This window comes from Micromonospora sp. PLK6-60 (assembly GCF_019890675.1).
In the GTDB taxonomy this organism is placed as follows: Bacteria; Actinomycetota; Actinomycetes; order Mycobacteriales; family Micromonosporaceae; genus Micromonospora.
Genome location: NZ_JAIOAA010000023.1, coordinates 55,677 through 68,647, shown reverse-complemented (window position 1 = coordinate 68,647; position 12,971 = coordinate 55,677). Strand labels below are relative to the sequence as shown.

General features: G+C 76.1%; 10 protein-coding genes. 7 read left to right on the top strand and 3 right to left on the bottom strand.

Annotation, left to right across the window (positions count from 1 at the left end; all coding sequences use genetic code 11):
* Positions 1–94 precede the first annotated feature (94 nt).
* A complete protein-coding gene (locus K7640_RS27605; RefSeq protein WP_222957854.1) occupies positions 95–1,297 on the top strand; it encodes a hypothetical protein in 1,203 nt (400 codons plus the stop codon).
* Between the two features lie 72 nt (positions 1,298–1,369).
* Here K7640_RS27605 and K7640_RS27600 read toward each other — a convergent pair whose 3' ends face one another.
* Together K7640_RS27600 and K7640_RS27595 are read right to left on the bottom strand one after the other, a co-directional pair.
* Positions 1,370–2,281 (bottom strand): hypothetical protein, encoded by a 912-nt coding sequence (locus K7640_RS27600; protein ID WP_222957853.1) that lies wholly within the window; start codon positions 2,279–2,281, stop codon positions 1,370–1,372.
* Positions 2,278–3,348, bottom strand: a complete 1,071-nt coding sequence (locus tag K7640_RS27595; RefSeq protein ID WP_222957852.1) for an SPFH domain-containing protein — start codon at positions 3,346–3,348, stop codon at positions 2,278–2,280. The genes K7640_RS27600 and K7640_RS27595 overlap by 4 nt, the downstream gene beginning before the upstream one ends.
* 78 nt (positions 3,349–3,426) lie before the next feature.
* On the opposite strand from K7640_RS27595, the gene K7640_RS27590 reads away from it, so the two are divergent.
* Positions 3,427–4,113: an NUDIX domain-containing protein gene (locus K7640_RS27590; protein WP_222957851.1), complete on the top strand. Its 687-nt coding sequence runs from the start codon at positions 3,427–3,429 to the stop codon at positions 4,111–4,113.
* Between the two features lie 44 nt (positions 4,114–4,157).
* On the opposite strand, the gene K7640_RS27585 is transcribed toward K7640_RS27590, so the two are convergent.
* A complete protein-coding gene (locus K7640_RS27585) occupies positions 4,158–5,105 on the bottom strand; it encodes a hypothetical protein (protein WP_222957850.1) in 948 nt (315 codons plus the stop codon).
* A 510-nt stretch (positions 5,106–5,615) separates the two neighbouring features.
* Between K7640_RS27585 and pdhA the strand changes: the two genes are divergently transcribed.
* The 5 genes from pdhA to K7640_RS27560 all read left to right on the top strand — a co-directional run bounded on the left by pdhA (position 5,616) and on the right by K7640_RS27560 (position 12,953).
* Positions 5,616–6,788 carry a pyruvate dehydrogenase (acetyl-transferring) E1 component subunit alpha gene (pdhA, locus tag K7640_RS27580; RefSeq protein WP_222957849.1) on the top strand — a complete coding sequence of 391 codons (1,173 nt, stop codon included), beginning with the start codon at positions 5,616–5,618 and terminating at the stop codon, positions 6,786–6,788.
* Positions 6,788–7,777 carry an alpha-ketoacid dehydrogenase subunit beta gene (locus tag K7640_RS27575; protein ID WP_222957848.1) on the top strand — a complete coding sequence of 330 codons (990 nt, stop codon included), beginning with the start codon at positions 6,788–6,790 and terminating at the stop codon, positions 7,775–7,777. Before pdhA ends, K7640_RS27575 begins: the two co-directional genes overlap by 1 nt.
* A gap of 5 nt (positions 7,778–7,782) precedes the next feature.
* Complete coding sequence (locus K7640_RS27570; RefSeq protein WP_222957859.1) at positions 7,783–9,318, top strand: dihydrolipoamide acetyltransferase family protein; 1,536 nt, start codon at positions 7,783–7,785, stop codon at positions 9,316–9,318.
* 225 nt (positions 9,319–9,543) lie between these two features.
* Complete coding sequence (locus K7640_RS27565; RefSeq protein WP_222957847.1) at positions 9,544–9,681, top strand: hypothetical protein; 138 nt, start codon at positions 9,544–9,546, stop codon at positions 9,679–9,681.
* Between the two features lie 335 nt (positions 9,682–10,016).
* Positions 10,017–12,953, top strand: a complete 2,937-nt coding sequence (locus K7640_RS27560) for a hypothetical protein (protein ID WP_222957846.1) — start codon at positions 10,017–10,019, stop codon at positions 12,951–12,953.
* The last annotated feature ends 18 nt before the right edge of the window (positions 12,954–12,971 follow it).

Genomic DNA, 12,971 nt, shown 5'->3' with positions numbered 1-12,971 from the left:
GGGGCCGGGGGGGCGGGGGGGGACGCCGCCCGCCGCTGATCCCGCACCGGCCGCCGCACTGGCGATCACGGCGACCCGGCGTAGGGTCGGTGCCATGGCCACGCCACAGACTCCCTACGAGGCGGTGCTGCACGCCGCCCGCGACGTGACCAGGCTGGACTGCGCCCTCGACGCGGAGATGCTCGGCACCGCGCTGCTCGGCAGCGTGTACGCGGTCGCCGAGCACGACCGCGACACCGCGCTGCGCGAGTTCGTCGCGGGCTTCCTGGTCGCCACCGCGCGGCGGCGCAGCGCCGCCGCGGCCACCATCCGCTCGGTCTTCGCCGCGCTGGTCCCCGACGCCGAGGGGGCCGCCCGGGTCCGGGCCGGCGCGCTGGCGCCCGCCTGGGCCGGCCAGCTCGGCCGGGTCCGGCTCACCGGCGCCTGGTGCTACGGCGATGTGTACGGCGACCAGACCTCCTGGTTGGCCACCTTCGCCTACGACGACGAGGAGGGCGGCCCGGAGCACGCGCTGGTGGCCCTGGTCGACCACAACATCGGCATCGCGAAGGACATCTTCGTCGGCGGTCCCGCCGGCCGGGTGGTCGAGCAGGCCCGGGAGCTCTGCACCGCCGACGAGCTGACCTGGTTCCGTGAGGAGGACCCGGCCCGGATGCGGGCGGAGGTCTCCCGCCACCTGGCCGTCACCGACGACCTGGAGGAACTGCCGGCCGAGGGCTCCCTCGCCACCGACCGGGCCCTGGCCGGCGCCCGGCTGGCGCTGCTGCCGGCGGGGCCGGTGCCCGCGCTGCCGGTGCCGCCGGAGGTCGACCGGACGGCGCTGGTCCGCGCCTTCCTCGCCGCGCCCGAGGCGGCCCGGTTCGGGCTGGACGCGGTGGACGGCGACGACCTGGCCTCGCTGCACTTCTGCCTCAGCCTGCTGCTGGACCACGCGGCGAGCTTCCCCGACGCGGACCCGCTGCGGTGGAGCCCGATGGTCGCCGAGCTGTTCCTGCTGGACTGGGTGCACCGCCGGGCGGTGCTGGACATGGACGACGCCGCCCTGCTGCCCCGGGTGCTGCGCGCCTGGGCGGCGTACGCGGCCCGGCTGCGGGGGCTGCCGGCGCGGGCGGCGGCCGACACCGACCGGGCGATCGAGGAGCTGGTGCCGGAGTTCGCCCGCCTCTACAGCACCGGCGAGCGGCGCAGCCCGGCCACCGCCGCCGTGGCCCAGCTGATGGCCGACGGGGTCGACCCCGACGATCCGGCCGCGCTGAACGCCTGGATCGAGGCGAACCGCGACCGCCTCAGCGACTGAGGTGCAAGGAGGGGCCCTCTGTTAACGCATTTTGTATAGCAGGGACCCCCTCCTAACACCTGAGCCGTCCGCTCAGGGTTCGACGAGGCTGAGGTGGCGGGGGGCCACGTCGACCGTGAGCCGCTGGCCCCAGGCGAGGGAGAGGCGGTCGGCCTCCAGGCCGTCGGCGAACGCGACCAGACCGTCGGACTCGGCGACGATCTCCAGCCGATCGGCCCGGTCCAGCCGGCCGGCGGTGAGGCTCACCCCGGTCACCGGGGACGGCCACGCCTCCCGGACGTACCAGCAGAGCGCCCCCTCCTCCGGGGCGGGCGGGCGCGGCGCACCCGGACGGTCCCGCGCGATGGACGCGCACCAGCCGGTCGCCCCCGTACCGCTGCCGACCACCACCCCGGAGGAGGAGTGCCGTTCCCGCCGTGCCCGCCCCGCCACGGGCACGGTGAGCTGGTAGCGGGCGGACTGGTGGGCGGCGTGCCCGACGTACACCTCGTTGAGGCCGACCAGTTCCTGCCCGTCGTCGAGCGCGGCCCGGACCATGGTCCGGGCCCGGGTCGGGGCGGCGCCCGCGACCACCGCCGGCAGCAGCCCGGCGAGCTGGCCGGCGGTGAACCGGACCAGCACGCCGGCGTTGCGGCCGGGCTCCGGGTCGACCCCGATCACCGGCTGCCGGTCCAGGTACTTCGCCACGTTGGCGACCAGCCCGTCCGGCCCGACCGCGACCACCACGTCCTCCGGTCCGAAGAGGAACCGGGGCAGGTCGGCGCGGTCCACCGCGCCGCGCCGCCAGTCGGCCGGGACGGCGGCGCCGACCGTGGTCAGCGCCGCCTGGAGGGCGTCGTGCCGGTCGACGACCTCCGCCAGGTCCCGGCCCCGCTCGCGCAGGTACCAGGCCGCGGCCGCCCGGGTGCCGTGCCGGGCCAGCAGCTCGTCCAGCTCGCTGCGCCGGCTCACCACGACCATCCGGGGGGCCAGGGTCGCGCTCATCGCGCGGCCGTGGGCCCGGCCAGCCGGGCCAGCAGGTCGGTCACCACGTCGGGGGTGACGGTGAGCTGCCCGATCTGCGGGAGCCGGCCGGCGATCTCCCGGACGGTCAGGGCCCGCAGCACCTCCGGCGGCAGTTCCGCGTACGCGGCCAGCTTCGCCGCCTCCGCCTCGGCCTCCGCGTGCCCGACCACCCGTACGCCCTCGGCCCGGCCGGTGGCGAGCACGCGCTCCTTCTCCCCCTCGGCCGCGGCGAGCACCCGGGCCCGCTCCGCCGCCGCCGCGTTGGCGACCTTCTCCCGCTCCGCCTTGCCCTGCGCCGCGGCCAGTTCGGCGGCGGCGTCCAGCTCGGCCCGGCGGCGGCTGTTCGCCCCGTGCTGCTCGACCAGTTGCTGCTCCCGCCGGGCCAGCTCGATCTTGTTCTGCAGCTCGTTCTCGGCGATCGAGCGTTCCTGCTCGACGGCCTGCGCGCGGCGGGCGTAGGTGGCCCGGTCGGCCTCGACCTGGACCGCCTCCCGGGTGGGCGTCTGCAGGGCCCGCTCCAGCTCGGGCTCGGGACGGATGGCGACCACCCGGGCGCTGACCACCGCCACGCCCAGCTCGGCCAGGCGCGGCTCGTCGCCGAGCGCGGTGGCGACCGCCTCGCGGACCGGCGCGACGGTGGTCAGCGCCTCGGCGAGCGGCACCCGGGCCAGCAGGTCGAGCGCCGGCTGCTGGGCCAGCTCGGCGAGCAGGGTGGCCACCTGGTCGAGCGGCCGGGACCGGGCCTTGCCGGTGCGCGGGTCGATGGAGAAGTCGAGCCGGTCGGCCGCGCGGGCCGGGTCGGCCACCCGGTAGGTCACCGTCGCCTGCACGGTGATGTCGGCGAAGTCGCCGGTGCGGGCGTGGAACAGCAACGGCAGCTCCCGGTCGTCCACCGGCACCTCGCTGAGCACCGCGTTCAACGGCCGGTACCAGAACGAGAGCCCGACACCCGCCTGCCGGACCCGGCCGCCGACCCCGAGCCGTACCCAGGTGGTCGGCGTGCCCCGCAGGTGGCGCAGGAACAGTCGCCGCGAAACGTCGGCCATGATGGTCACCCTCCCCTGTTTTTCGTCATCACGACGATAAACGCTCTGGTACCTTATCGTCAAGGTGGTGATAAAGAGATGGCCGAGTACCCGCCGTTCGCGGTGACCGTCGACCTGGTGGTGCTGACCGTCCGCGCCGACGAGTTGGCCGTGCTGCTGGTCCGCCGGGGCGTCCCGCCGTACGAGGGAGCGTGGGCGCTGCCCGGCGGCTTCGTCGGCGCCGACGAGGACCTGCCCGACGCGGCCGTCCGCGAGCTGGCCGAGGAGACCGGCCTACCCGAGCCCGCCGGGCACCTCGAACAGCTCGGCACGTACGGCCGGCCGGGCCGGGACCCGCGCGGCCGGGTGGTGACCGTGGCCTGGCTCGCGCTGCTGCCCGACCTGCCGGCCCCGGTCGCCGGCACCGACGCGGCCGCCGCCGAGTGGGTCCCCGTCGCCGGGCTCGGCCGGCGGCGACTCGCCTTCGACCACGACCGGATCCTGGCCGACGGGCTGGAACGCGCCCGGGCCAAGCTGGAGTACACCCCGCTCGCCACGGCCTTCTGCCCGGCCGAGTTCACCGTGGCGCAGTTGCGCACGGTCTACGAGACGGTCTGGGGCACCCACCTCGACCCGCGCAACTTCCACCGCAAGGTCACCGGCACCCCGGGCTTCGTGACGCCGGTCGGCCGGTCCACCGAGGGCGATCGGGGCCGGCCGGCGCAGCTCTTCCGGCGCGGCCCGGCCACCCTGCTGCACCCGCCGATGCTCCGCCAGCAGCGCTGAGCCCGCCGCCGGCAGGGAGCGCTGCCACACCGCATCCCGGCCGCTCAGCGGCTTTCGGCCGCCGCCGGAGAGGCGGCCGTTCCGACCGCGCGCCGGCTGGCGTCCGGCGCGGGCGCGGCGGACCGGGACGGCCGGACCGGGGCGGCGGAGCGCTGCGGGGACGGGCTCGGCACGGCCGTCGGCGGGGCGTCCGTCGGGGTGGGGCGCGGCGCGGGCGTCCGGTCGGGGTCGCCACCGGTGACCGTCGGGGACGGGTCGGCGGGCGACGGCGGGTCACCGGGCCCGGTGGTGGTCGGCGCGGGGTCCGCGCCGGGTTCGGAGGCCGTCGCGCTCGGCTCGGCGGTGCCGCTCGGCTCGGCGGTGGCGGTCGGCTCGGCGGTCGCGGTCGGCTCCACGGTGCCGGTCGGCTCGGGCGTCGGCGGGGCGGACGGGGTGGGCGACGGCTTCGTGGGCCGGGGCGGCCGGCTCGGCGAGGGAGCCGGCGCGGGTCGGGTCGGCGGCGGGACGGTCGACCGGCTCGGCGACGGGAGCGGCGCCCGGCCGGCCGGCGGCGCGGCCGGTGGCACCACCCGCCGTGATTCGGGCACGACGGGCGGCAGCCCGGCGGGGACGGCGGGCGCCGGTGGCAGGAACGGCGGCAGTAACGGGACCGAGCCGGTCGGCACCGCCGGCACGGTCCGGCTGGGTGCGGGCCGGGGCGGCTGACCCGTGGCGGGCGGCTGGATCACCACCGGCCCGACGGACGGGGTCGGCAGGAACGGGGTGCCGTGGTCCGGCAGTGCCGTCCCGCCGACCGTCGCCGAGCCGGCGCTGAAGGCGGCGAGGATCGGCATCGACGCGGTGCCGGCGAGCAGGGCCACGGTGAGCAGGTAGCCGCGGGCGGGGACGGCGGAACCGGGGGCGCGGTGCGCGCCGATCATCCGGCGGTAGCCCGGACCGGTGCGGTGCCGGCCGAGTCGGGGGACACCCGGACCGTCAGCTGGCTCGGACACCGGCACACTCCTCGTCGTCGGTAGGGAGGCCACGCCGGACGGGAAACTCGGACATACGCCCCAAAAACCCCGCCTGCCACCACAGCTTGACCCAGTGACCGTCAGTTCACCAGCCACCACCGCGTGTCGACACACAAAATGTCCGTCGGCGTGGAAGGTCCACGCCAGACCAGCGGAAAGAGCCTCCGGACAAAGGCCGTGACGGGGGTGAAGCAGACAGAAGACCGACTGGTGGCCGGGCCATATTGTGGGACCGCTCACCTCCTCTGCAATCATTCAGGCACGACGGCAACGCAGCCGCGACCTCCGCGCACCCCGCGGCAGGCGTGGACGAGCGCCGGCGCTCCCGAACCGGGTTCGCCCCGACGAACCCGGCTCACGCCGCGCGGCAACCCTCACCGGGGCTAGGCGCGGCCGCCAGGAACCAACCCGGCACCTGCCGGGTCGGTGCAGCACTTGCGCGGACCGGGTCACCCCCGACGCCGGCGCAGACACGACAGGGAGAGACGGATGGCAAAGGGCGACCCCGGGGTCACCAGCCGCGGCCGGCGGGCCGCACCCCGCTCCAAGCAAGCTGCCGGTGACCCGGAACTCGTACAGCTGCTGACGCCCGAGGGCGAGCGGATCGAGAGCGCGACCGGCCCGGACGGGACGGAATACCGCGTCGACTTCACCGACGAGGAGTACCGCGGGCTCTACCGGGACCTCGTCCTGGTCCGCAAGCTCGACGCCGAGGCGACCGCGCTCCAGCGCCAGGGCGAGCTGGGCCTCTGGGCCAGCCTGCTGGGCCAGGAGGCGGCGCAGGTCGGTTCCGGCCGCGCGCTGCGGGCCCAGGACATGGCCTTCCCGACCTACCGGGAGCACGGCGTCCTCTACTGCCGGGGCATCGACCCGATCATGCCGCTGGGCCTGTTCCGCGGCGTCGACCAGGGCGGCTGGGACCCGAACGAGTTCAAGTTCAACATGTACACGATCGTCATCGGGGCGCAGACCCTGCACGCGACCGGGTACGCGATGGGCGTCGCCATGGACGGCAAGACCGGCGGCGAGGACGGCGAGGCGGTGATCGCCTACTTCGGCGACGGCGCCACCAGCCAGGGCGACGTCAACGAGGCGTTCGTCTGGGCCAGCGTCTTCAACGCCCCGCTGGTCTTCTTCTGCCAGAACAACCAGTACGCCATCTCCGAGCCGCTGGAGCGGCAGACCCGCGTCCCGCTGTACCGCCGGGCCGGCGGCTTCGGCTTCCCCGGCGTCCGGGTGGACGGCAACGACGTGCTCGCCTCGTACGCGGTGACCCGGCACGCGCTGGACAACGCGCGCAACGGCCAGGGCCCGAGCCTGATCGAGGCGTACACCTACCGGATGGGCGCGCACACCACCTCCGACGACCCGACCCGGTACCGGATCGCCAGCGAGGTCGAGGCCTGGCAGGCCAAGGACCCGATCGCCCGGATGAAGGCGTTCCTGGACCGGCAGCAGATCGCCGACGCGGACTTCTTCGCGTCCGTCGACGAGCAGGCCCGCGCCGAGTCGGTGCACCTGCGCGAGCGGGTGCTCAACCTGCCCGACCCGCAGCCGGTCAGCATGTTCGACCACGTCTACCCCACCGGGTCGCCGGAGCTCGACGAGCAGCGGGCCCAGTTCTCGCAGTACCTGGAGTCGTTCGAGGGGAGCGCCCACTGATGGCCACGGAGACGCTCACCCTCGGCAAGGCCCTCACCGCCGGCCTGCGCCGGGCCCTGGAGAACGACCCGAAGGTCGTCATCATGGGCGAGGACGTCGGCAAGCTCGGCGGCGTCTTCCGGATCACCGACGGCCTGCAGAAGGACTTCGGCGACCAGCGGGTGATCGACACCCCGCTGGCCGAGTCCGGCATCATCGGCACCGCGGTCGGCCTGGCCATCCGCGGCTACCGGCCGATCTGCGAGATCCAGTTCGACGGCTTCGTCTACCCGGCGTACGACCAGATCGTGTCGCAGGTGGCGAAGATGCACTACCGCTCGCAGGGCAAGGTCCGGATCCCGATGGTCATCCGGATCCCGTACGGCGGCGGCATCGGCGCGGTCGAGCACCACTCCGAGTCGCCCGAGGCGTACTTCGCGCACACCGCCGGCCTGAAGGTGGTGACCTGCGCGAACCCGCAGGACGCGTACGTGATGATCCAGCAGGCGATCGCCTCGGACGACCCGATCGTCTTCCTGGAGCCGAAGCGGCGCTACTGGGAGAAGGGCCCGGTCGAGCTGGACGCCCCGCTCGCCGACGCGTACCCGCTGCACTCCGCGCGGGTCGCCCGCGCCGGCACCGACGCCACCGTGCTGGCGTACGGGCCGATGGTGCGTACCGCGCTGGACGCGGCCACCGCTGCCGCCGAGGACGGCCGGGAGCTGGAGGTCATCGACCTGCGCACGCTCTCCCCGCTGGACCTGACCGCCGCGTACGAGTCGGTGCGGCGCACCGGCCGCTGCGTGGTCGTCCACGAGGCCCCGGGCAACCTGGGCCTGGGCTCGGAGATCGCCGCCCGGATCACCGAGGAGTGCTTCTACTCCCTGGAGTCCCCGGTGCTGCGGGTGACCGGCTTCGACACCCCCTACCCGGCCTCCCGGGTGGAGGAGGAGTACCTGCCCGACCTCGACCGGGTGCTCGACGCCGTCGACCGCACCTTCGGCTGGTGAGCGGCATGTCGCGGATCAAGGAGTTCAACCTCCCCGACCTGGGCGAGGGCCTGACCGAGGGCGAGATCCTCGCCTGGCTGGTCAAGGAGGGCGACGTCATCGAGCTGAACCAGCCGATCGTCGAGGTGGAGACGGCCAAGGCGGCCGTCGAGATCCCGGCGAAGTGGGCCGGCCAGGTGCGGTCGATCTTCCACCCGGAGGGCAGCACGATCGAGGTCGGCACGCCGATCATCGCGATCGACACCGACCCGGGCGCCGGGCCGATCGAGGAGTCGACGACCGGCGCGCCGGACGCCGCGCTGCCCACCCCGTCGGCGGCCTCGCTGGCGGCGGTCGAGATCGCGCCCGAGGAGGGCATGGTCGAGCCGGGCCTGATCGGCGGGGCCGCCCCGGGCGGGCGCACGGCCGTCCTGGTCGGCTACGGCCCGCGCACCACCGCGGCCAAGCGCCGCCCCCGCAAGGCAGCCGCCCCAACCCAAACCACCCCACCCCCGCCCACCCCGCCCCAGGCCACCCCGCCCCAGGCCACCCCGCCCACCCCGCCCACGCCCCCCACGCCCGTCGATCATGGAGTTGTGGCGGGGGGCAGAACGCCCGCAACCACCGCGATTCCGGCACCACAGGTCCATGATCGACGCAACGGGGGCGGCCCGGTGTTGGCCAAGCCGCCGGTGCGCAAGCTGGCCAAGGATCTTGGGGTCGATCTGGGCGCGCTGAGCGGGTCGGGGCCGCTGGGCTCGATCACCCGGGAGGACGTACAGCGGGCGGCGAGCGGGACCCCGGCGGCGGCCGAGCCGCTGACGGTGGTCGCGCCGGTCACGGCCTCGGCGGCCTTCGGCGCGGACCGCGAGCAGCGGATCCCGGTCAAGGGGGTACGCAAGCTCACCGCCGAGAACATGGCCCGCTCGGCGTTCACCGCCCCGCACGTGACGGAGTTCCTGACCGTCGACGTGACCCGGGCGATGAAGGCGCTGGACCGGCTCCGCGAGCGGCGGGAGTGGCGCGACGTGCGGGTCTCGCCGCTGCTGCTGGTGGCGAAGGCGGTGCTGCTGGCGGTCAAGCGGCACCCGATGGTCAACTCGACCTGGGCCGGCGACGAGATCGTGGTGAAGGACTACGTCAACCTGGGCATCGCGGCGGCCACCGAGCGCGGCCTGATCGTGCCGAACATCAAGGACGCCGGCCGGCTGTCGCTGCGCGAACTGGCGGACGCGATGACCGGTCTGGTGCAGACCGCGAAGTCGGGGAAGACCTCCCCGGCGGACATGTCCGGCGGCACGCTGACCATCACCAACGTCGGTGTCTTCGGCGTCGACACCGGTACGCCGATCCTGCCCCCGGGCGAGTCGGCGATCCTGGCCTTCGGCGCGGTCCGCGAGATGCCGTGGGTGCACAAGGGCAAGGTCAAGCCGCGCCAGGTCACCACGCTCGGCCTCTCCTTCGACCACCGGATCATCGACGGTGAGCTGGGGTCGAAGTTCCTGCGCGACGTCGGCGACTTCCTCGCCGACCCGGAGGCGGCGCTGCTCGCCTGGACCTGACGGGTCCACCGCTCCGGCAACGGCCGGTGTGTCACGGGTGAACGCCCGGCACACCGGCCGTTGCCGTTGGGCGAAGAAAACCTCGGCGCAACACCCCTCTTGACCTACGATCCTTAGGCACGTGGCTCAGCTCACCTAATAATCGATGGCGATCGGCGGCTCGGTGCGCTTAAATAGAGACATCAAGGGGCTGACAACCGAATAAGCCAGGAGGAGAGAACCACCATGAGCATGATCCAGCGCATCCGCACCCGCCGTGACGCCAACCGCCGGGCCCGTGCCATCGAGCACGCGCTGCGTTCCGCCAACTCGCCCGCGGTCCGCGAGGAACTGATCGCGATCGCCCAGCGTCACATGAGCTGACGCCACACACTTTTCTCCCTCCTCCAGATCGACGACCCGCCCGGCCGCACCGGGCGGGTCGTCGGCGTTTCACCCGGGATTCCACCCTGGCGCACCGACCGGTACGGTGGGGCTCGGCCGCCACCCCGCCGCCGGACGGAGCACACCGAGCGGATAGATGCCGCTCGACACCGACCGGTGACCCGGAGTGACGACCCGATGGTCCCCGGACGGTCCGCGCGGCCACCGGATACGGTGCGGGGAGCCCGCACGGCCGGAACCGCCGGCGACGCCGGTGCCATGCCGACCCGACCGGGCGGCATCGGTGGCCGACATGTGATGGAGGAGGCGCACCCATGACGTCCGAGGGCCCGCACCGCCCCGGCCAGGAGCCGGACGAGGTGTCGCCGGGCGCCGGCGGACCGGCGCCGTACGGCGATCGCCCCGCGCAGCAGAACTCTCCCTACGGGTCCGCGCCAGACCTGGGCTGGGCACCTCCACCCCCGGGCAACCAGCCGCAGTCGCCGGCCCCGGCCTGGGCCGCGCAGAACGACCAGCCTCCCGCCACCGCGAGTTGGGGCTCGGCCTCGGTTCCGGCCGCCGCGCCGGCCCAGCCCGGCACCTGGGGGCCCGCCGGTGGCACCTCCCAGGCCGCCTGGGCCAGCCAGCAGGAGCAGACCGGCGCCTGGGCGGCCGGTGGCCCGCCGGCCGCCGACCAGGGTCAGCCGGGTTGGGCGCAGCAGGCCGAGCCGGCCCCGCCCGCCTGGCCCCAGACCCAGCCCGCCGCCCGCGGCGCGGCCCAGGTGCCGTCGCCCGCCAACCCGGCCCCCGGCACCTGGACCGGGCCGGACGACGCCGCCCAGTCCGGCGGCTGGCCGGCCACCTCCGAGGACCCGGCCCGCTCCGGCGGCTGGCCGGCGCCCACCCCGCAGGCCGAGCCGGCACAGTCGGGCGCCTGGGAGCAGCCGGCCGGCGCGCAGGACGACGCCGCCCGCTCCGGCGGCTGGCCCGCCGAGGCCCGACAGGACGACGCCGCCCGCTCCGGCGGCTGGCCGGCGCCCACCCCGCAGGCCGAACCGGCGCAACCGGGCGGCTGGAACGCCGCCCCCGACGAGGCGGCCCGCTCCGGCGGCTGGCCGGGCGCCACCAGCCAGGACGACCCGGCCCGGTCCGGCGGCTGGGAGCAGCCCGCCGAGGCCCGGCAGGACGACGCCGCCCGCTCCGGCGGCTGGCCCGCCGAGGCGCGGCAGGACGACCAACCGGCGTGGGGGCAGCCGGCCGAGGTGGCCCCGGCCGCCTGGCCGCAGGCCCAACCCGCCGCCCGCGGCGCCGCCCAGGTGCCGCAGCCCGCGCCGGACGCCGGGTCGGACGACCCGGAGCGGTCCGGCGGTTGGCGCCCCAACGACGAGCGCGACGAGGCCGCCACCTCCGGCGGCTGGGCGGCCGGGCAGGAAGATCCGGCCCGCTCCGGCGGCTGGACCGGCAACGCCGCTCCCGACTCCGGCGGCCGTTGGCCGGCCGACGCCCGCGACGAGGACCCGCGCTCGGGTGACTGGTCCACCGACGCCCGCGAACAGGACCCGGCGCGATCCGGCGGTTGGACCGCCGACGCCCGCGATGAGGAGCCGGCCCGGTCCGGCGGCTGGTCCGCCGACGCCCACGAACAGGACCCGGCGCGGTCCGGCGGCTGGGCCGCCGACGCCCGGCAGGACGACGCCGGCCGCTCCGGCGGCTGGGACGGCGCGGCGCAGGACGACTCGGCGACCTCGGGCGGCTGGGCCGCCGGGTCACCGCCGGCCGAGCGCCCCGAAGCCACCGGCTGGACGCAGCCGGAACCGACGTCCGCGCCGCCGGTCCGGGCCGCCGCGGCGGTCGCCGGCAACGACGGTCCACCCGCCTGGGGCGGACCGGCCGGGGACGGCGGCGGGCAGTGGGGCGCCGAGCGGCCCGCCCAGCCCACCGCCGCGGAGGTCGAGCCGTGGGCCCCCGGTGCGGCATGGGGCCGCCAGGAGGCCGAGCCGGCCGCCGACAACGGGTGGGAGGCACGCCGGGCCGACGAGCCGCCGGCCTACCAGCCGGGACCGGCACCGGGCATCTCCGCCGCCAACGCGGTGCCGTTGCCGCCGCAGGAGCAGCGGGTGCCGGGGGCGAGCCTCGCCGCCGCGCCGCCGGCCGACTACCAGCAGCCCGCCCAGTACAACCCCTTCGAGCAGCCCGGCCGCGACGACGCCGGCCCGGGCCACCCGAACGACCAGGCCGGCTGGCCCGGCCAGGAGCTGTCCCGGGACGAGCCGCAGTCTCCCGCCGCCCCGGTGGTGCCGGGTCCGCGTACCTCGCCGGAGGCCGGCTCGGCCGGCCGGGCCTCGGTGCCCGGGCCGGAGGGTGGCGCGTCGGCCAGCGCCTCCGGCAGCGCCTCGGTGCCGATGGCCAGCCGAGTGCTGCCGCCGGCCGACGATCCGCTGCCGGGCGGCACCCCGCCGCCGCAGCCCCGGGTGTACGGCCGGCCCGCCCGTCCGGAGCCGGACGACGAGCCGGGGCAGGGCGAGTCGGGCCACGAGCACGGTGGGCAGCCGCGCTTCGACGACCAGGCCCGGCCGCCGGCCGCACGGGCGTACGCCGCCGCGGCGGCCGTGCCGGCCGGACCGCCCGCCCCGCCGGCCTTCCCGCCCGGCATGCCGAGCTTCACCGACCCGGCCGGCGACAACCGGCCGGTGAACGGGGTACGCCCGCACGCCGACGAGCGCCCCGGTGACCCGTACCGGGCCGCCGCGCCGGTCGACGGCACCCAGCCGTACGGCCAGCCGCCGGTCGGGGACCAGCAGCACCACCAGGGGGGTTTCCCGCCCGCCTTCCCCGGCGCGCAGCAGCCCGGCCCGGCCTGGGGCGCCCCGCCCGAGCCCGAGCAGGGGCGGTTCGACTCGTTCAAGCCGGAAGCCGCCGAGGCGCAGCCGGAGCAGCCCGCCCCCAAGGTGCGCAACGGCCGGGTGCTGGCCCTGGTGCTGCTGGCCGCGGCGCTGATCCTCGCGGTCCCGCTCGGCCTGCTCGCCCTGCTCGGCAAGATCGGCGGGGACGACGCCCCGAAGCCGGCGTCCTTCAACCCGGCCGTCGGCTCCTGCGTCAAGCAGTCCGGCTCGGGTGCCGCGACCGCGGACTGCGCCGACGCCGACGCGTTCAAGGTGGTGGCGCGGGTCGCCAGCAAGGACAAGTGCGCCGACCCGGGCCAGCCGCACGTGGTGCTGCCCGGCGAGGGCGCCGACCGGGTGCTCTGCCTGAAGAAGGCCGCCGCCAAATAGTTCCACCTCCCGACGGCG